Origin of the sequence: Pseudomyxococcus flavus, assembly GCF_050038885.1 — a bacterium.
Taxonomy (GTDB): Bacteria; Myxococcota; Myxococcia; order Myxococcales; family Myxococcaceae; genus Myxococcus; species Myxococcus flavus.
In genome coordinates this window covers 6,598,396-6,616,736 of the sequence record NZ_CP143624.1, presented here as the reverse complement: position 1 = coordinate 6,616,736, position 18,341 = coordinate 6,598,396, and the positions used below count along the sequence as shown (strand labels likewise).

16 protein-coding genes are annotated in these 18,341 nt (G+C 71.6%); 15 read left to right on the top strand and 1 reads right to left on the bottom strand.

The features are described from left to right. Positions 1 to 6: 6 nt before the first annotated feature. Complete coding sequence (locus VZL07_RS27855) at positions 7 to 339, top strand: rhodanese-like domain-containing protein (protein WP_426750828.1); 333 nt, start codon at positions 7 to 9, stop codon at positions 337 to 339. A 16-nt stretch (positions 340 to 355) separates the two neighbouring features. On the opposite strand, the gene VZL07_RS27850 is transcribed toward VZL07_RS27855, so the two are convergent. Then, the gene (locus VZL07_RS27850; RefSeq protein WP_426750826.1) at positions 356 to 2,641 is read right to left on the bottom strand and encodes a serine/threonine protein kinase; all 2,286 of its coding nucleotides are present in this window, start codon (positions 2,639 to 2,641) and stop codon (positions 356 to 358) included. A 128-nt stretch (positions 2,642 to 2,769) separates the two neighbouring features. Here VZL07_RS27850 and VZL07_RS27845 point away from each other — a divergent pair, with 128 nt between their 5' ends. From VZL07_RS27845 to VZL07_RS27780, 14 genes are all read left to right on the top strand, one after another. Further along, a complete protein-coding gene (locus VZL07_RS27845; protein WP_426750825.1) occupies positions 2,770 to 3,360 on the top strand; it encodes a hypothetical protein in 591 nt (196 codons plus the stop codon). A 221-nt stretch (positions 3,361 to 3,581) separates the two neighbouring features. Then, positions 3,582 to 4,910: a hypothetical protein gene (locus VZL07_RS27840; RefSeq protein ID WP_426750824.1), complete on the top strand. Its 1,329-nt coding sequence runs from the start codon at positions 3,582 to 3,584 to the stop codon at positions 4,908 to 4,910. A 17-nt stretch (positions 4,911 to 4,927) separates the two neighbouring features. After that, complete coding sequence (locus tag VZL07_RS27835; protein WP_426750823.1) at positions 4,928 to 5,641, top strand: VTC domain-containing protein; 714 nt, start codon at positions 4,928 to 4,930, stop codon at positions 5,639 to 5,641. A 6-nt stretch (positions 5,642 to 5,647) separates the two neighbouring features. Beyond that, entirely contained in the window at positions 5,648 to 7,354 is a 1,707-nt protein-coding gene (gene tmk, locus VZL07_RS27830; protein ID WP_426750822.1) for a dTMP kinase, read from the top strand. Positions 7,355 to 7,363: 9 nt separating this feature from the next. Further along, the gene (locus VZL07_RS27825; RefSeq protein ID WP_426750821.1) at positions 7,364 to 8,071 is read left to right on the top strand and encodes a DUF4956 domain-containing protein; all 708 of its coding nucleotides are present in this window, start codon (positions 7,364 to 7,366) and stop codon (positions 8,069 to 8,071) included. After that, positions 8,068 to 8,856: a hypothetical protein gene (locus tag VZL07_RS27820; RefSeq protein ID WP_426750820.1), complete on the top strand. Its 789-nt coding sequence runs from the start codon at positions 8,068 to 8,070 to the stop codon at positions 8,854 to 8,856. Before VZL07_RS27825 ends, VZL07_RS27820 begins: the two co-directional genes overlap by 4 nt. Before the next feature lie 128 nt (positions 8,857 to 8,984). Further along, positions 8,985 to 10,604 carry a metallophosphoesterase gene (locus VZL07_RS27815; protein WP_426750819.1) on the top strand — a complete coding sequence of 540 codons (1,620 nt, stop codon included), beginning with the start codon at positions 8,985 to 8,987 and terminating at the stop codon, positions 10,602 to 10,604. 116 nt (positions 10,605 to 10,720) lie between these two features. Further along, positions 10,721 to 12,139 carry an RsmB/NOP family class I SAM-dependent RNA methyltransferase gene (locus VZL07_RS27810; RefSeq protein WP_426750818.1) on the top strand — a complete coding sequence of 473 codons (1,419 nt, stop codon included), beginning with the start codon at positions 10,721 to 10,723 and terminating at the stop codon, positions 12,137 to 12,139. 31 nt (positions 12,140 to 12,170) lie between these two features. Further along, complete coding sequence (locus tag VZL07_RS27805) at positions 12,171 to 13,949, top strand: M61 family metallopeptidase (RefSeq protein ID WP_426750817.1); 1,779 nt, start codon at positions 12,171 to 12,173, stop codon at positions 13,947 to 13,949. A 12-nt stretch (positions 13,950 to 13,961) separates the two neighbouring features. Then, positions 13,962 to 15,443 (top strand): hypothetical protein, encoded by a 1,482-nt coding sequence (locus VZL07_RS27800; protein ID WP_426750816.1) that lies wholly within the window; start codon positions 13,962 to 13,964, stop codon positions 15,441 to 15,443. Between the two features lie 74 nt (positions 15,444 to 15,517). Then, the gene (locus tag VZL07_RS27795) at positions 15,518 to 15,871 is read left to right on the top strand and encodes a carboxypeptidase regulatory-like domain-containing protein (protein ID WP_426750815.1); all 354 of its coding nucleotides are present in this window, start codon (positions 15,518 to 15,520) and stop codon (positions 15,869 to 15,871) included. A gap of 274 nt (positions 15,872 to 16,145) precedes the next feature. Next, positions 16,146 to 17,027 (top strand): ribonuclease HII, encoded by an 882-nt coding sequence (locus VZL07_RS27790; RefSeq protein ID WP_426750814.1) that lies wholly within the window; start codon positions 16,146 to 16,148, stop codon positions 17,025 to 17,027. Continuing rightward, positions 17,024 to 17,659 (top strand): hypothetical protein, encoded by a 636-nt coding sequence (locus VZL07_RS27785; protein ID WP_426750812.1) that lies wholly within the window; start codon positions 17,024 to 17,026, stop codon positions 17,657 to 17,659. Before VZL07_RS27790 ends, VZL07_RS27785 begins: the two co-directional genes overlap by 4 nt. A gap of 42 nt (positions 17,660 to 17,701) precedes the next feature. Continuing rightward, the gene (locus VZL07_RS27780) at positions 17,702 to 18,331 is read left to right on the top strand and encodes a histidine phosphatase family protein (RefSeq protein ID WP_426750811.1); all 630 of its coding nucleotides are present in this window, start codon (positions 17,702 to 17,704) and stop codon (positions 18,329 to 18,331) included. Positions 18,332 to 18,341 lie beyond the last annotated feature (10 nt).

The window sequence follows — 18,341 nt, the reverse complement described above, 5'->3', positions numbered from 1 at the left end:
CACGACATGCCCATCCCCGAGATTGCCCCCGCCCAGCTCGCCGCGTTGCTCGCGGGCCCCGCGGAGTCCCGCCCCGCCCTGCTCGACGTGCGCTTTCCCACGGAACATGCGTGGGTGGCGCTGCCGGACTCGCTGCTGATACCGCTGCCGGAGCTGGAGGAGCGCGCCGATGAGCTGGAGGCGCTGCGAGGCAGGCCCGTCGTCGTCTACTGCCACCACGGCGTGCGCAGCCTGGACGGCGCGGCCTTCCTCATGTCGCTGGGCTTCGACGCGGTGTCGCTGCGCGGCGGCATCGACCTGTACGCCCGGCAGGTGGACCCCAGCCTGCCCCGCTACTGACGGGGCGCGGGGCCACCTAGCCCACGAAGGCGGACAGGTCCTCGGTCTGCTTGTTGATGATGCCGGGCTTGATGTCGACCTCGAACATGAAGGGCTCCTTCAGCGGCCCGCCCTGGAGCTCCAGCTTGTGGCGGCCCTCCATGAGCTCGATCTTCATGCCCCTGTTGCCCAGGTAGGTGCCCATGTCCTGGCCGTTGCGCTTCACGGAGATGCCGCGCATGCCGTCCGGCTTCAGCGTGAGCTGGAGCTGGCCCCGGCGGAACTCGTAGGTGAAGGACTTGGCCTGCCCGGGCTCACCGAAGGCGAGCGTGTCGCTCTCCTCCTTGTAGATGCCCTGCTGCTCGTTCACCAGGATGAGCGTGTCCTGGAGGTGGGCGCCCGCCGCGTTGACGATGGGCGTCTCGCCCAGCTCCGTCACCGGCTGCGGGCTGCCGCAGCGGTCGGTGTGGCGCACCGACACCCGGACCTTCTCGTTGGTGTTGACCGACAGCGTCACCGCCTGACCGTCGGAGGCGCGGCTGTTGAGCACCGCGAGGATGGGCTTGTGGAACACCAGGCCCACCGCCACCAGCCCCACGATGAAGCCCACGGTGGCGACGTTGCGCTTGGACACGCCGGCGCGGGCGCTGCGCTCGGACTTCTCCAGCGCGTGGTCCACCGCGTCGGCCTCCTCGCGCGAGCGCGCCAGGGCGACGCCGGACGTACGGGAGCGCGGCGGCGCCGACGGCATCTCCGCGCGGCTGGACGTGCGGCGGCGCGGCGGCGACTCGGCGGCGTGGACGCCGGACTGCATGCCGGTGCGGCGGCGTGGCGGCGGAGCAGGCTCCGGCGGCGGCAGCATGGTCCGCTCGTCGTCGTCCTCGTCCTCCATCCGCGTGCGCTCGTCGACCGCCGCCATGCTCGCGCGCGAACGCGACGGAGGCGGCGGCCCGGGGTCTTCCACGATGGGCGCGGCGCGCGTGGCGGAGCGGCGCGGCGCGGGAGCCTCGCCCGTGCCGGCACGGCTCAGGTCCGCGCGGGAGCTCGTCCGGGCAATCTGGGTGGAGTTGGGGTTGGAGGGCCGGCGCAGCTCCGCCGATGTCCTGCTCCGGCGCGGCGGCGCCTCCTCGATGCCCGACGGCGCCTCCCACTCGTGCTCGTCCGGCTCCACCGCGGGGGCGGCGGCCGAGGTGCGCCGGGGTGCCATCGACGTGCGCGAGGACGAGCCCCGCGCGCGCTCACGCACCGGGGCCTCGCCCGGCGGGGCCTCCCAGCTCATGTCCGCGGCCGGGCTGCGGCTGCGGCCCCGCTCCTGCGGCGGCGGCGTGGGCGGCATGGGCGTACCGGAGTTGGCCGAGTCCTCGCCCACGGGAACGACCTGCCCCTGGGCCTTCTCCTCCGCCAGGCGCTCGGCGAAGAGCGTCTCCATCAGCTCGGAAATCTGCACCGAGCCGGCCACCCAGCGCTGCCCGACGAGAATCTCCTCGAGCGCCATCTGGAACTGGCGCGCGTCGCGGTAGCGGTCGTCCGCGTTCTTCGCGATGGCCCGCATCACCACCGGGTCCATCTCTTCCGGAACGTCCGCCACCTGCGAGGGCGCGGCGATGGCGCACTCCATGGCGGCCTGCAGCGTGGCCAGCTCCGAGTCGCGCTTCAGCGGACGCACGCCCGTGAGCAGCTCGTAGAGCACCAGGCCGATGGCGAAGATGTCCGCGCGCCCGTCCAGGGGCTTGCCCGCGGCCTGCTCCGGCGCCATGTACGCGAACTTGCCCTTGATGGCGCCCGACTTCGTGAGCGACGCCTGGTCCGCCGCCTTGGCGATGCCGAAGTCCACCAGCTTCACCGAGCCGTCGAAGCTGATGAGGATGTTCTGCGGCGAGATGTCGCGGTGCACCACGCGCAGCGGCCGGCCCGCGTCATCCGTGCGGCTGTGGGCGTAGTGCAGGCCCTCGCACGCCGCGGCCACGATGCGGATGGCCAGCGGCCGGGCCACCCACTGCCCGGTGCTCGCGGCCTTGCGCATCACCCGGCCCAGGTCCTCGCCGTGGATGAACTCCATGGCGATGTAGTAGGTGCCGTTGGCCTCGCCGAACTCGTAGACCTGGGCGATGTTCGGGTGGTTGAAGCGCGCGGCGATCAGCGCCTCGTTCCGGAACATCTCCACGAACTCACGGTCTTCCGCGAGGTGCGGCAGGATGCGCTTCACCACGAGGTTCTTGTGGAACCCCTCGATGCCCGTCTGGCGCGCCAGCCAGACCTCGGCCATGCCGCCCGTGGCGAGCTTCTTAAGAAGCTGATATTTCCCGAATGATTGTGGGTTCATCCCGGGACATTGCCGGCGGGGAGCAGGCTCAGGTGGAATGCAGCAGGGCAGCGCATCTTAGAGGACAGCCACTTCATAGGCAAAGGCGACCCGTTTCGAAAACCGGGTGGGGACTTATTGCCTGCCTCTTGGTTGCAACTACCACGGTTGCGGCCCCGGCCAACGATCAGATTCGCGTCGAGCGCCGCGGAAATGTCCTGGAGCTCCGCTGGTCCGACGCGGAAGAGCGCCTCCAGGGGACCATCCACCCCGCCATGCCGCGCGAGGGTGAGCCCATCTCCGTGTCGTTGCATGTAGGTAACTTCGAAGGCCCCGAGTTCGACGGCCCGCTCACCCTCACCTTCCACCCGGCCGGTTCGCCGGAGCAGCAGACGAAGACGCTGACGCGGGACGGGGTCAACTGGCACACCGAGCTGGTTCCGGATGGCCCGGGGCCGTGGGACCTGGAGGTCCGCTACCGCCGGACGCACCTCAAGGTGCTGACCGCGCGTTTCGTGGTGTCGAGCACGCCCATTCCGCGCGGCGTCGGCTGGGGCCTGGTGCTGGTGGGCGCGGGCGCGGCGCTGGCCTTCGGCGTGCGCAACGTGCTCCGGCGCGTGAAGTCGTCCGGTCCTGGTCCGCTGGCTCCGACGACATCACCCCACCCTCCGGCCCCCGGCACCGCGCCGGAACCGGGCGAGGCTCCGGCCCCCCCGGCCGATCCTGCGTCCAGGCAGTAACTCCTTCCAGCCGACGGACATTCGTACAGGCCCGCTTGCCGCAACAGTGGGAACTTTCTTTCCCTGTCACGGCAATGTGACGGCCTGGTCACGTGTTTTCTGCGCCGTCCGGCCCGCCATCCGTCCGGAACCGGACCCCGCTCCACCCTCCGCGTCCACTCATCGAACGGGCACCCGTGTTGCAGTGGACGCGCTCCGATTGCGGTCGGGGAGGCGTGGACATGGGCGGGTGGCGGGTGGATGAACGGGCGAGGAAGGGCCTTCTCGTCGCGATGCTGATGGGCGTGCCGGCGGTTTCTGTCGCCGCGCCCCCTGGCCCGCAGTCGGAGGCGGTGGTCGCCCAGGCGGAGGAAGACCCCTTCTCAGGCGGCGTGGAGCCCCCGGTGGCCCTCCTTCCGGAGGACCCGACGGAACAACCCGCCTCCCCGGACGGTGACACGGACACGTCGCTCGAGGGCGCGGTGGCCCAGGCGTTGCCGCCGCCGGAGCGGACGACGCCGGGCGTGCAGGTACCGCAGGTGAGCCCGCTGCCTGGGGGCGCTGACGCCACCCAGGCCGAGCAGGACGCGAAGAAGGGAAAGAAGAAGCAGCGTCCCGGCCAGGCCCAGGACGACTCCCTGGGCGAGAACCCCGACGCGCTGGACGACCTGCCCGCGAAAGAGGTGCAGGCCATCCGCGTCATCGGACGCGTGTCGGCCCAGGCGCGCGCGGACCAGCGCAACCAGTTCCAGCGCCGGCTGTCGATCGCCGACGCGCGGGTGGGCGTGAGCACGTCGCTGTCCAACCTCGAGGCGGAGGTGACTGCGGACCTGGCGGACTCGCAGATGCTCAAGGACGCCTTCGTGCGTCTGGCGGACGACAAGAAGCGCTTCCGGCTCTACGGCGGCCAGTTCAAGACGCCCTTCCTGCAGCGCTCGCTGGAGTCGTCGTGGGACCTGCCCCTCCAGGACCGCGGCCTGGTGGAGGAGTACATCACCGAGACGCACCAGATGGGCGGCCGCCGCATGGGCGTCATGGGCGAAGTCCGGCTGAAGCAGGTCTGGGGCCTCAAGGTCTCCGCGGGCTTCTTCCAGGGTGCCCTCGACGAAGCGGGCGTGCGCCTCAAGGAGGACGCCGCCGCGCGGGTGAGCGTGCGCCCCTTCAACTTCAAGCCGCTCACCGTGGGCGTGAGCACCTACGTATCGGAGGCGCTGGACCTGGCGCGCAAACACGCGGTGGCGGCCGACGCGGAGCTGAAGCTCGCGGGCTTCGTCTTCACGGGCGAGGCCATCTCCGGCCGGCTCCCCTTGGGCCCCTTCACGGCGCAGATGCTGCTGGCGCAGTACCTCATCCACGTGGGGAAGGAGTGGGCCATCCAGCCCGTCGCGGGCTTCGAGGCGCTGCAGCTCCGCGGCGACACGGTGCGCGGTGATGGCCACGCCCTGGTGGGCGGCTTCAACGTGCTGCTCGGCACCCGCTTCCGCGCGCAGTTCCAGACGGAGCGCGCGCTCCGCCCCGGAGATGAAGTTCCCGGCCTGCAGCACTCCATCGAATTCGGCGCACGCTTCTGAGCACGGAGAGTCCAACGATGCTGTCGTTCGCGGAAGGTGAAGTCACCAAGCTCCGGAGGGAGTTCAAGCTGGTGCTGGAGGCACAGACGGCGGTGGCGCTGAGCACGCGCCTGTCGCTGGAGCTGGAGGGGCACCTGCCGCCCCCCACGCGCATCGTCTCCGTCTACTTCGACCGGCCCGGAAGCCCGCTGGCGGCGCGGGCGCTGCGCACGCCGGACGACTGTCTCAAGGTCCGGACCAAGGAGTACTCGCCGGACCTGGGCGCCAGCGGCGCGGCGCGGGTGGTGCTGGAGGTGAAGCGCGAGCGGCGCGGCCTGACGCAGAAGCGCCGCGTCTGGGTGCCTCGCTCGGAGCTGGGCCGGGTGCTCCGCGGCGGCGCCAGCCTGCTGCCGCTCATCGCGGGAGGCAGCCTCGGCCCGGTGCTGGCGGTGACGTACACGCGGCACGTGTACCAGTCGTCGCACGCGTGGCGGGTGACGGTGGATCGCGACATCCGCTACCACCGGATTGCCCCGGAGCAGGCGCTGTCACAGCTTCCGCTGACCGTGGAGCGGCTGCAGCCCGCGTTCTGGAGGGAGCCACGGGTGGTGGTGGAGGTGAAGCACCTCGGGCACGAGCTGCCCGAGTGGCTGGCGGCGCTCAATCCAGGGGGCGCGCCGGCCTACAGCAAGTTCGCAGAGGGCATGTCGAAGGCGCACGCCTTCGCCACGGACGGCGTCGTAGGGGGATAGGGCACAGTGTTCATCGACTTCGAAGGGATTGACGGCAGCGGCAAGACGACGCTCTCCAACCTGCTGGCCGCGAAGCTCAAGCGGCTGGGCTACCGGGTGGCGCACGCCCGGGAGGGAGGTGAGCTTCAGGCGCCCACGGCGCGGCGCGTGCGGGAGCTGACGCGCGACTCGCGGCTGTTGGAGATGTCGCCGCGCGCGGAGTTCTTCCTCAACCTGGCGCGGGATGCCCAGCAACTGGACGAGGTGATTGCCCCCGCGCTGTCCCGGGGCGAGGTGTGCATCAGCGACCGCTACCTGTACTCGCAGCTGGCACTGAGCGGCGGGGGCCGTGGGCTGCCCCTGGACGAGCTGCGTCCGGCCTGTGAGCTGGCCTCGCAGGGCCTCTGGCCCGACCTGGTCATCCTGGTGGACGTGGACCCGGACCTGGCGCGCCTGCGCAAGCGCCTGGGCAAGCTCCAGAGCAAGCGCGTCAGTGACAGCGACAGCCGCAAGGGCCTGGCGGGCGCGGGCCTCGCGGTGCGGGTGCGCGAGTCCTTCCTGGAGATGGCGCGGAGGGACCCGCAGCGCTGGCTCATCCTGGAGAACAACGACGTGCCCCTGCGCGTGCTGGAGCAGCGCCTGGTGGATGCGGTGGTGGCGCGCCTGGAGGGCCGCGAGCAGCAGGTGCAGCGCATCGTCCCCGTCTCCACCAGCCGCCGTCCGGAGGGCCCCGTCACCGTCCAGAACGTGGAGGAGCGCTTCTTCCAGGCCCTGGATGCGGTGGAGCAGCGAGAGCCGGCGCTCGCGGTCTGGCTGCTCAACGGCCTCCCGGGCCTGCCCGCGCACCAGCAGCGGCTGGCCTTCGCGGAGCGCTTCCCGGGCCTCGTCGCGCGCGGCATGAATGGGCTGGACGACGAGCCCGCCATGGACCTGCGCGAGGTCCTGGCCGAGCTCGCGCCCGCGGAGGTGGCCTTCAGCCTCACCGGCCGCACCTGTACGCGCGCGGCCATGCTGCGTCAGCGCCTGTACGCGCAGGCGCCCGCCGAGGTGCTCGCGAGCCTCAAGAACGATGGCACGCCCCAGGCCTGGGCCCTGCGCGAGCGCGCCCTGCGGGACGGAAAGCTGGCCGAGGTGCTCGCCGGACTCGCCGGGCAGGACTGCGAGGAGTCCTGGGTGGTGCGCGAGGCCGGGATGCAGCGCAAGCTCTACGCGGATGTGGCCCGCAGCCTCACCGGGCTCCCGGGAAGCCGGGCGGACGCGCTGCGCGAGGTGCTGCTCCCCCATGACCGGCTCGCCGTGCTGCGCAGCACCCTGGGCCTGGACACGCCCGTGGCCCGGGGCGTGCGCGAGGCCCTGGCGGGCAAGGCGCTGAAGCTGGTGCTCCGCTCGGTGACAGGCCTGGACACGGAGGAGGCCTGGGCCCTGCGCGAGCGCGGAGCGCCGCTGACGAAGGAGGCGCTGGACTCCGTGGACGGCATGAACGCCCCGCGCGCCTGGAAGCTGCGCGTGGAGCACCTGGGCCGGTGGCCCACCACGGCGGTGTCCTCCCTCGTGGGCCTGCCGCTGGGGCCCCACGCCCAGGCGCTCATCGAGCGCGTGCTGGCCGCCCATCCGAACAAGCTGCCGCTGCTGCGCAATGCCTACGCCGCGGTCGCCACCGCGCGGGCGCTCTCGGCGCGGCCCGCGGGCACGCGCCGGCTCGACGCGGATGCCGCCAACCGGGTGGAGGCCTAGGTCCCCATCATGGATGCCCCATTCTCAGCCCTCTTCGAGGGAGCGAAGGCGGAGCTCAGCACGCTGTCCATCGCCGCCATCCTTCCGCGGATGCTGGCGGCGGCCCTCATCGGCGCGCTGCTGTCGCTGCGCCCCTGGCGCCTGCTCATGAAGCGGGCCCTGCCGAAGGCGGACATGATTCAGGCACAGGTGCTCTTGTGCGCGGCGGCGGCGGTCATCACCGCCGTCATCGGCGACAGCTTGGCGAAGGCCTTCGGCCTGGTGGGCCTGGGCGGCTTCGTGCGGTTCCGCTCCGGGCTCAAGGACCCGCGCGACGCGGCCATCCTCTTCCTGATGATTGGCCTGGGCATGGCCTGCGGCCACGGCAGCCTCGGGCTGGCCTCCGTCGGGATGCTGTTCGTCATGGCCCTGCTCTTCGTCCTGGACCTGTTCAACCGCGAGGAGACACCGGCCACGGCGAAGCAGCGGCTGTTGCTGTCGGCACAGTCGGACGACCTGGTGGGCGCGGAGGCCATGCTGCGCCGCGCGCTGGGCGAGCGGAACGTCATGGTGAAGAGCTGCGCGCTCGACTTCGACGGGCGGCGGCTGGAGCTGGAAGTGGAGGAGCCGGAGCCGGGCTCCCTGGTCGCGGCGCTGGGCCGCACCGAGGGGTCGGCCCTGCGCGGCTTGCGGTGGACGGCGATGAATCCGAGAAGCACACGGGAGGAGCGGGTATGAGGCGCAGCTGGGTGGCCGCATTCGCGGCGGGGTGGTTGGTGGCGTGTGGCGGCAACAGTCTGCCCGGGGGTGACGCGCAAGGGCCCGCGCCGGGTGGCGACGTCCTTCCAGGGGATCCGGTCGAGCCGGGCGGCCCTGGTGGGCAGGGCAACGACGAGGAGCCCGCCGCGTCCCAGTCGATGTGGCCGCTGACCACGGGCTCGACGTGGGTCTATGACATCCAGGACCCCGTCCAGGGCAACTTCCAGAAGCGCGTGACGGTGGTGGGGCCGGGCGAGGTCCCCGGTCAGCCCGGCATCAACGCCATCCAGGTGCACAGCCGGCAGGACCGCGTGCTCAACGGCTTCGTCTACGAGGAATACTCGTGGCAGGTGGAGCTCACCAATGGCCTCGTCGTGCGCCTGCGCGAGGACGACTACCGGGACGGCCAGCAGCTGCGCTCCACCACCTGGAACCCCGCCACGGTGAAGTCCGTGGCCCGCGTCCCGGATGCCCTGCCCTGGACGTACCGGAGCGACGTGCTCGAGTACATCAGCATGGGCGACGGCTCCCAGGAGCAGAAGGACCCGACGTACATCTGGAAGGTGCTGGAGACGGGCGTGACGGTGCAGACGCGCGCGGGCACCTTCACCAACGCCGTCAAGATTCAGCGCGACAAGGTCAACAACCAGGGCGAGGTGAAGCAGGACAAGACGCGCTACTACTGGCTCGTGCCCGGCATCGGGAAGGTGCGTGAAGAGGGGGAACGCACCGAGGACCTGGTCTCGTACGACATCAAGAAGTAGGCCCGCCCGGGGAGGTGGCGGCGGCACGGGGCCTCGCTCCGCCGCCTCCTCCCGGGAGGGGGGGCAGGATGAAGGTCAGCGGTTGAACGGTTGCGCCTCCATCCCGAGCTTGTTCGGGAGGAGGCCGCATGCACCGGAAGACCCCCTTTTACCTTGCACCCCTGGCGGCCTCGCTGGCGCTGATGGCCAGCACCGCGAGCGCAGGGACGCTGTACCGGGACCCCTACCTGCAGAAGGTCGGTCCCGACACGGCGACGGTGGCGTTCCGGCTCGCATCGAACTGCACGCCGGAGGTGCGCTACGGCGAGGGGGCGGCCGACCAGGCCGCCGTCTCCCAGGACAGCGGGAAGGCGCACGCGGTGGTGCTCACCGGCCTGCAGCCCGGCACCGAGTACACGTACGAGGTGTTGGCCTGTGGCCTGCGCACGCCGCCCAAGCGCTTCCGCACCGCGCCCGTGCCGGGGACGCGCAGCGTGCACTTCATCACGGTGGGAGACTTCGGCACGGGTGGCTCGGCCCAGCGGAAGGTGACCGCGGCCATGGTCCAGCGGAAGGCGGAGCTGTTCATCGCGCTGGGCGACAACGCCTACGCCGACGGCACCGAGGCCGAAATCCAGAACAACCTCTTCGTGCCGATGGAAGCCCTGCTGGCCGAGGTGCCCTTCTTCGCCGCGCTGGGCAACCACGAGTACGTGACGAACCAGGGCCAGCCCTACCTGGACAACCTCTACCTCCCCACCAACAACCCGGAGGGCTCGGAGCGGTACTACTCCTTCGACTGGGGACACGTGCACTTCGTGGCGCTCGACTCCAACTGCGCCGTGGGCCTGGCGTCCGCGGATCGCTGCACGCGCGACGCGCAGAAGGCGTGGCTGGAGCGGGACCTCGCGGGCTCGACGCAGCCATGGAAGATTGTCTTCTTCCACCACCCGCCCTGGTCCAGCGGCGAGCACGGCTCACAGCTCTCCATGCGGCGCCACTTCGGCCCCATCATGGAGAAGTACGGCGTGGACCTGGTGCTCACGGGCCATGACCACAACTACGAGCGCAGCAAGCCCATGAAGGGCGACGCCATCGCCGGCGCTGGCGAGCGCGGCATCCCGTACCTCGTGGTGGGCGGTGGCGGCGCGACGCTGCGGGATCTCCCCGGCTCCAAGCCGGACTGGAGCGTCATCCGCGACAACCAGTCCTACGGTTTCCTGGACGTGACGGTCGTCGACGGCACGCTCACCGCCCAGCTGCTGGGCGTGGATGGCAGCACGGTGGACAGCTTCACGCTGGAGAAGGAGCTGCCCCCGCAGGAGCAGCCGCCCGCCGGTGAGATGACGCTGGTGGTGGAGGGCGAGCGAGGCGTGGCCCCGCACCAGGCCTTCTTCCGCGCCACCCCGACCCTCCAGGACGCGACGGTGACCTGGGACTTCGGCGACGGAGGCGCCGCCGAGGGCGAACAGGTGGAGCACGTCTTCGCCACCCCGGGCCAGTACACGGTGACGGCCACCGCCACTCGGGGCACGGTGAAGCAGACGGCCACCGCCCTGGTCCAGGTGGCCCAGGCGGAGTCCCCAGATGATGGGGAGGACGCGCCGGACTCGGGTACGCCAGAGCCGGGTGCCCCCGACGTGGGCGTACCAACCCCGGGCACGCCGGGCGCGAGCGGCGGCTGCGCCGCGGGCCCCACGGCCACCCTCCTCCCGGCGGCGCTGGCCTTGCTGGCCTCGGGTCTCCTCTGTCGGCGGCGTCGCCCATAGGCACCGTCCGGGCAGGGCGGCACGAGAGGCGCCCCGCCCACGCGCCCCGCCCCCAGGTCGGAATTGCTTTCCGCGCTTGTCAACCCGGCCTGGGGAATGCAAAGCCGCATTCCGTCATGGCCACCCATCGCAAGTCCCGCCCGCCCTCGCGGTCGGCCCCGAAGAAGTCCAGCGCCCCGTCCGGGAAGAAACCCGCCCCCTCCGAGCGCCCCGAGCGGCCCCTGCGCGAGGACCTGGTCCTCCAGGCCTGCCTTGAGGCCTACGGCTCGGTCCGGCACGAGGGCCGCATGGCGGACCGGGCCCTGGACTTCACGTTGCGCCGCAAGGCCAACCTCTACTCCAACGAGCGCCGCGCCGTGGCCGAGCGCGTGTACGGCCTGCTGCGCCGCCAGCGCACCGTGGACTTCCTGCTGTCCCGCGCGCACCCGCGCTTCGACACCCTGGAGACCTCGCGCCAGGACGTGCTCCGGCTGGCGGCCTCGCGCGTCCTCTACGGCGAGCCCCATGGCCTGGTCGCCCGGCAGTCCGCCCTGGCCCCCGCGGATGCCGCGGCCCTGGGCGCGCTGCCGGAAGCCGCCGCCGGCCTGGAGGCCATGCCCCCACGAGCGCACTTCCCCATCGCCGCGTCGCTGCCGGACTTCCTCGCCGAGCGCTTCCTCGCGACCTTCGGCCGGGACGCCGCGCGCGCCGCGGAGGCGATGAACGAGCGTGCCCCCCTGGTCGCCCGCGCCAACCTCCTCAAGGGAGACCGGGACGCGCTGGCGCAGCGGCTGCGGGCCGAGTCCGTGGAGGTGACGCCCACGCCCCTGTCCCCGCTCGGCCTGGTGCTGGAGACGCGCATCAACGCCTTCTCCCTGGAGAGCTTCCGCGAAGGGCTGATGGAGCTCCAGGACGAGGGCAGCCAGTTGCTCGGCATGCTGGTGGACGCACCGCCCACGCGCGTGGTGGACGCCTGTGCGGGCGCGGGTGGCAAGACGTTGCAGCTGGCCGCGCAGATGAAGAACCGGGGCGACCTGCACGCGCTGGACGTGGATGAGCGGCGCATGGAGGACCTGAAGAAGCGCGCGCGCCGCGCGGGCGTGCACAACGTGCGCACCCAGCTCATCCCCCACGAGGGCCCCGAGGCCGACGCCGCGCTCACACCTCTCAAGGGCAAGGCGGACCGGGTGCTCGTGGACGCGCCGTGCAGCGGCACCGGCACCTTCCGCCGCAAGCCCGACGCGCGCTACCGCCTCACGCCGGAGGACCTGGAGATGCACGTGGGCCGGCAGAAGGCCCTGCTGGCCCGCTTCGCCAGGCTGGTGAAGCCGGGCGGCCGGCTCATCTACGGTACCTGCAGCGTGCTGCGGGAGGAGAACGAAGGCGTGGTGGAGGACTTCCTCGCCAGGCACCCCGACTTCACCGTGAAGCCGGTGGCCGAGCTGCTGGGCCCCGAGCTGGGCGAGAAGGTGGGCCCCGGCCCCTTCCTGCGCCTGGCGCCCCACACCCACGGTACGGACGGCTTCTTCGGCGCGGTCCTCGTCCGGGCGAAGTAGCCTGGGGCCTGGGGGGAGAGAGACTTCGCTCATGCACCCAGCCGTCCGCTACCGCGTCTCCATGCCCCGGCCGCACTCGCACCTCCTCGAGGTGGAGGCCTCCTTTCCGGGAGGCCCCGAGGTGCTCGACGCCGTACTGCCCGTGTGGACGCCAGGGAGCTACCTGGTGCGCGAGTTCGCGCGGCAGGTGCAGGAGGTCACGGCCCACGCGCCGGATGGCACGCCGCTGCCGGTGCGGCGCACGGACAAGCGGACCTGGCGGGTGGAGGCCAAGGGGCTCGCGGCGACGCTGCGCTACCGCGTCTACGCCAACGAGCTGACGGTGCGCACCAACCACCTGGACGGCTCGCACGCCTACTTCAACGGCGCCGCCACGTTCCTCTACACGGAGGCCACGCGCGGACTCGAGCACCACGTCACCGTGGACGCGCCGCCGGGGTGGAAGACGTTCTGCGCGCTGGGACAGCGCGCGGACAGCTTCGTCGCGAGCGACTACGACGAGCTGGTGGACAGCCCCTTCGAGGTCGGTCCGCACACGCCGCTCACCTTCAGCGTGGAGGGTGTGCCGCACGAGATTGTCGTGTGGGGCGACACCGTGGCGGACCCGGAGCGGCTGTGCGCGGAGCTCCAGCGCATCTGCGAGTGCCAGGCCCGCGTGTTCGGCGTGCTGCCGATGCCGCGCTACCTCATCCTCCTGTACCTGACCGACCGGGGCCGCGGGGGACTGGAGCACAAGGCGAGCACCGCCCTGCTCTTCCCGCGCGCCGGGCTCTCCAGCAGCCGCGGCTGGGAGGACCTGCTCACCCTGGTCGCGCACGAGTACTTCCACCTGTGGTTCATCAAGCGGGTGAAGCCGCGCGCGCTGGTGCCCTTCGACTACGCGCAGGAGAACTACACCACGCTGCTGTGGGCCTTCGAGGGGACCACCGCGTACTACGACAACCTCTTCGTGCGGCGCGCCGGGTTGATGTCCGCGCCGCGCTACCTCACGCGCCTGGGCGAGACGCTCACCCTGCTCCAGGCCACGCCCGGCCGCCGGGTGCAGACGCTGGCGGACGCCTCGCTGGTGACGTGGGTGAAGCACTACCGCCCGGACGAGAACTCGGCCAACAGCGCCATCTCCTACTACCTCAAGGGCGAGGTGGTCTCCGCGTTGCTCGACCTGGAAATCCGCCGCGCCACGGGCGACGCCCGGAGCCTGGACGACGTGGTGCGCCTGCTGTGGCAGCGCTACGGCGACGGCTCCGGCGTTCCCGAGGGCGGCGTGGAGGCCACGGCGAGCGAGGTGGCGGGGGTGGACCTCTCGCCCTTCTTCGACCGGGCCCTGCGCAGCACGCAGGACCTGGACTACTCCGTCTTCTCGCACGTGGGCCTGGAGGTGTGCTTCCGGCCGCGCGAGTCCGCCAGCGACAAGGGGGGCACACCGCCGCCGAGAGGCAGGACGGGCGAAGGCAGGCCCAGGGGGTGGCTGGGCCTCACCATCCGGGGCAGCGGCACCATCTCCGGGGTGCTGGACGGCTCGCCGGCGCAGGACGCGGGCCTCTATGTAGAAGACGAGCTCGTCGCGCTGGATGGCTGGCGGGTGGATGGGAACAGCCTCCTCGGCCGCTGCGAGGACCGCAGGCCCGGAGAGACGGTGCGCCTCACGGTGTTCCGCCGGGACCGGCTGCTGGAGATTCCCGTGGTGCTGGGCACGAAGCCGGCCGAGGCCGCATGGCTGGCGCGCGTGGAACGGCCCACCGACGCCCAGAAGGCGGCATACCAGGCGTGGCTCGGTGCCCCCTGGGAGGATGCCCCCGGTCAGGCGTAGTCTGCCGGGGCCATGAGCCCGCAGCCGAACAACGTCGTCCCGCTGGATACCCCTCTCCTTTCGTGCCGGAACCACCGCTCGGCGCGCGCGGGGTGGCGCTGTACGGCCTGCGAGGCACCGCTGTGTCCCGACTGTGTCGTGGGGCGCCGGGCCCAGACGGTGGAGCTGGTGTCCTGCCGCCAGTGTGGTGACGTCGCCGAGCCGCTGCTCACGCACCGCCGCCGCGTGCCGCTGGCGCAGCGGATGAAGTCGGCGTGGCGCTACGTGTTCTCCACCTCGGGCCTGCAGGTCCTGGTGGCCGTGAGCATCCCCCTGATGGTGCTCGGGTGGCTGACGGAGATGACCATCATCTTCCTCAAGCCCATCACCCTGCTCATGTACTGGAGCGTCTTCTGGGCCACCTTCTACAAGCTGGCGCGCGAGTCGGCTCGAGGGGAGATGGAGCTGAGCACGCCGGACTACAGCAACTACATCCAGGACGGCATCGTCCCTGGCCTCATGGGGATGGTGACGTTCGCCCTGGTGTGGCTGCCCGCGCTCGTCTACGCCACCCTGGTGCGCCCCCTCCTGCTGGAAGCCTCCGAGGGCAAGCCGTTCTACTCCGCGCTGCTCGGCCCCTTCTCGGAGTTCCCGGTGACGGACCCGGTGCTGTGGGGACTGGTGTTGCTCGCCCTCGCCTGGCTCCCCGTGGTGCTGCTGCTCACCGCGGCGGGCAGTCCCGTCAGCACCCTCGTCAACGTGCGAGCCGCGATGCGGCTCGTGCGCAAGCTGGGTCGCGACTATGCGGTCCTCGTCGGCGGGCTCGCGGTGCTGGGCGTCGTGCACCTGCTGGCGCATGGGCTGGCCGACGCGCTGCTCTGGATGGACGTGCTCCTCGTCTCGAGGCTGCTGGCGGAGGCCGTCACGCTGGTCGTCCCCTTCACCACCGCGCACGTCCTGGGGCTGGTCCTCTACACCCGCGGGGACGCGCTGGGCTACGGCCTGGACCGCGAGTACCTGGAGCCCGTGCTCGGCGCCACGCCGCCGAAGCATCAGGCTTCGCCCCTGCGGGAGGACGCGCTCTTTCCCAACGCGGGCGAAGCGGCGCCCTTCGTCGAGGTGGAGACGCCCACACAGAAGGCGGCGAATGACGCACTGGCGGCGCTGGCGGCGGCCGTGGATGCCCGCGACGTTCCGCTCGCGATGTCGCTCTATGCCACCTTGCGGCAGCAGCCGCACGTGCGTGTGCCTCCGGCGCATCATCTGTTCGTCGGTCAGGCCGCGGCCACGGAAGGAAATTTCCCACTGGCGGTACAGGCGTTGGAATCCGCGGCGGACGTGGCACCGGAAGACCCCATCGCGCCCCGCGCGCTGGTCCTCCTGGCGCGCGTGCTGGGCGAGCGGATGCAAGACATCCCACGCGCGGAAGAAGTCTACCGCTACGTGCTCCACCGTTACCCAGACACGGCAGCGGCGCGCTTCGCACGCGAGCGCGTGGCTCCGACTTCCGACTGATACAGACGTTGCCTCGCCTGAACGCCAGCATCACCCTTCCTGGCATGGTTCGCGCTCGCTGGCTTCTAGGGTTCATGGGTTTGGGTCTCCTCGCGGCATGTGACCAGGCTCCGCGCGTACAGCGCGCGGTGGACGACTGCGAGGCAGAGCTGGTGTCGCTCAGGGTCGAGGTGGTGTCCGCGGAGGGCGCGCACATTCGCGGTGCGACGGTCACCGGCACCAACGTGACATCCAACGTGAGCATCACCGGCGTCACGGATGAACGGGGCGTCACCACCGCCATCAACGAATCGCTCGCGCCCAGCCCGGTGCGGGTGGTGGCCACCGCGGGCGCCAAGGTGTCCCCGGCGCAGCAGGTCGAGTGGCTGTGTGACAGTTGCAACTGCAGGCCCGAGCCGGCCACCGTGCAGCTCCGGCTCAATCCGTAGGGCCGCACCGCGCAAAGTGGCGACAGCCAGGGCTTTCCGGATTCCGCAGGATGGACGCGAGGGAGGTTGTGCTCCACCCGCCCCATGGAGTACGGCTGTCGACATGCGTGACGCTCGTCAGCCCGCCCCGCGTCTGGCCCACCCTGCCTTCAGGGAGGCCTTCCCGTCGGCCTCCTCCATGCATGGGAAGGTGGGGACGTGTTGCCGCTGCGAGTGCGTTTCCTCTTCAGGGGGGCCTGTCGGCACACGTTCCAGGTAGGTCCGGGCCCACGTCATGTCCGCCGAATCCGTGGAACAGTTGCTCCAGTGCGCGCTGTCCGAGCTGACCGCGCGCTTCGTCACCCAGGCGAACCCCGTCCCCGCTGGCCTGCTGGAGGCGCTGGACGCGGACAGCCGGAGTGGCGCCCGGGCGTTGGCCCGGCGCATCCGCTCCCGCCAGGAGAAGAACCGCGCGGAGGGCCAGCGCCTGCGCCGCCTGCTCCGCTACGAGACGGCGCTGTGGGAGCAAGGCGTCGTGCACATCGCCGGCGTGGACGAGGCCGGCATGGCCCCGCTCGCGGGCCCGGTGGTCGCGGCCGCGGCGGTGCTGCCCAGGGGGTTCCGGCTCAAGGGTCTGGACGATTCGAAGAAGATTCTCGACGTCGAGAAGCGCGAGGCGCTGGCCGTGGCCATTAAGCAGGAGGCGGTGGCCTGGGCCGTGGGCCGCGCGGAGGTCGAGGAGATCGACCGCATCAACATCTACCACGCGGGGTTGCTGGCCATGCGCCGCGCGGTGGAGGGGCTCGCGGTGAAGCCGGACCACCTGCTGGTGGACGCGCGGACGGTGCCGGAGTGCGCGGTGCCCCAGCAGGGCATCATCAAGGGTGACGCGCTCTCCCTGAGCATCGCCGCGGCCTCCATCCTGGCGAAGACGACGCGAGACCGCTGGATGGCGGAGCTGGATGTCCAGTACCCGGGCTACGGGCTCGCCGCGCACAAGGGCTACCCGACGCCGCAGCATCTCCAGGCCCTGCGTGAGAAGGGCGTGCTGCCCATCCACCGGCGCAGCTTCGCGCCGGTGCGCGAGGCCCTGGGCCTGCCGACCGCCACGGCGCCCTCCGCCGCGCAGGCGGAGCTCTTCCCCGTGGCCGCTTCCCGACCGGCGGTGAAGTCATGAGCGCCGACCGGGACATCGACGAGTGGATGGCCGCGCGAGGCATCACCCTGCCGGACGCCCGCGTCCGGGCCCGCGCGGTGCTGGAGGAGGCGGGCCTCACGCGGCCCGGGAAACAGCGGATGAGCGAGCCCAAGCTGCTGAAGGCGGCGGGCCTGCTGACCGAGCGCTTCTTCCCGGTGTGCGCGGACACCGCGTGCCTCAAGGTGGCCCAGGCCAGCGGCCGCGAGCCGCTTCGCATCGAGCCGCGGCTGCACTGCGAGCGGTGTGGTGGCTCGGCCAACCGCCGCGCGGAGGTGGCCTTCGTGGAGACCTGCCAGCGCTACGGCGTGCGCCGCGTGGTGGTGGTGGGCGGCTCGCCCGCGGTGCGCGAGGAGCTGGAGGCGAAGCTCGGCCACCAGATTGACCTGCGCATGGTGGACGGCACGGAGCGCCGCACGGCGGACCGCGCCCGGAGCGACCTGGACTGGGCGGACCTGGTGCTGGTGTGGGGCGCCACGGAGCTGCACCACAAGGTCAGCGGCCACTACACACACGGGGGGCCCGCCTACAGCCGCAAGGTGGTGCACGTGGTGAAGCGCGGCGTGGCGGCCCTGTTGGAGGAAGGCATCACCCACCTGGAGCGGACGCGCTGAGTGCTGGACTCAGGCGCCGCCCCGGGGCGACGCTGGAGCACCATGACGACCGAGTTCATCCTGCTCCGCCACGGAGAGACGGAGTGGAACTCCCTGGGGCGCCTCCAGGGACACCAGGACAGCACCTTGAGCACGGTGGGGCTGCGCCAGGCGGACGCCCTGGCCGCGCGTCTGGCGCCGGTGTCCTTCTCCGCGCTCTACTGCAGCGACCTGGGCCGGGCCCTGGAGACGGCCCGGCGCATCGCCGCGCGTACCGGCCATACCGTCCAGCCCGACACACGCCTGCGCGAGCGGGGCCTGGGCATCCTCGAGGGCCTCACCCGGGACGAGGCGCGCCTGCGGCACCCGGACGTCTTCGCGGCGTACTCGGGAGGCGCGCCGGACTACGTCGTCCCCGGCGGGGAGAGCACGGCCCAGCGGCTGCGCCACGCGGTGGAGTGCCTGGAGGAGCTGGGCGCGCGCCACCGCGGTGAGCGACTGGTGGTGGTGACGCATGGAGGCGTACTCAGCCTCCTGTTCCGCCACAGCCTGGGGATTCCCCACTCGGCGCCGCGCACCTTCTCCGTGCTCAACGCCGGGTGGAACCAGTTCGACTACCACGAGGGCGCGTGGCGGCTCGTCACCTGGGGCGACGTCACGCACCTGCGCGCCGCCAGCCTCGACGACACCTGAGCCGCCCGGG

Bases quoted from the DNA above. Each gene is read 5' to 3' on its own strand.
- VZL07_RS27855 (WP_426750828.1), top strand. From the start codon at position 7: ATGCCCATCCCCGAGATTGCCCCCGCCCAGCTCGCCGCGTTGCTCGCG.
- VZL07_RS27850 (WP_426750826.1), bottom strand. From the start codon at position 2,641: ATGAACCCACAATCATTCGGGAAATATCAGCTTCTTAAGAAGCTCGCC.
- VZL07_RS27840 (WP_426750824.1), top strand. From the start codon at position 3,582: ATGGGCGGGTGGCGGGTGGATGAACGGGCGAGGAAGGGCCTTCTCGTC.
- VZL07_RS27835 (WP_426750823.1), top strand. From the start codon at position 4,928: ATGCTGTCGTTCGCGGAAGGTGAAGTCACCAAGCTCCGGAGGGAGTTC.
- VZL07_RS27825 (WP_426750821.1), top strand. From the start codon at position 7,364: ATGGATGCCCCATTCTCAGCCCTCTTCGAGGGAGCGAAGGCGGAGCTC.
- VZL07_RS27820 (WP_426750820.1), top strand. From the start codon at position 8,068: ATGAGGCGCAGCTGGGTGGCCGCATTCGCGGCGGGGTGGTTGGTGGCG.
- VZL07_RS27815 (WP_426750819.1), top strand. From the start codon at position 8,985: ATGCACCGGAAGACCCCCTTTTACCTTGCACCCCTGGCGGCCTCGCTG.
- VZL07_RS27810 (WP_426750818.1), top strand. From the start codon at position 10,721: ATGGCCACCCATCGCAAGTCCCGCCCGCCCTCGCGGTCGGCCCCGAAG.
- VZL07_RS27805 (WP_426750817.1), top strand. From the start codon at position 12,171: ATGCACCCAGCCGTCCGCTACCGCGTCTCCATGCCCCGGCCGCACTCG.
- VZL07_RS27800 (WP_426750816.1), top strand. From the start codon at position 13,962: ATGAGCCCGCAGCCGAACAACGTCGTCCCGCTGGATACCCCTCTCCTT.
- VZL07_RS27795 (WP_426750815.1), top strand. From the start codon at position 15,518: ATGGGTTTGGGTCTCCTCGCGGCATGTGACCAGGCTCCGCGCGTACAG.
- VZL07_RS27790 (WP_426750814.1), top strand. From the start codon at position 16,146: ATGTCCGCCGAATCCGTGGAACAGTTGCTCCAGTGCGCGCTGTCCGAG.
- VZL07_RS27785 (WP_426750812.1), top strand. From the start codon at position 17,024: ATGAGCGCCGACCGGGACATCGACGAGTGGATGGCCGCGCGAGGCATC.
- VZL07_RS27780 (WP_426750811.1), top strand. From the start codon at position 17,702: ATGACGACCGAGTTCATCCTGCTCCGCCACGGAGAGACGGAGTGGAAC.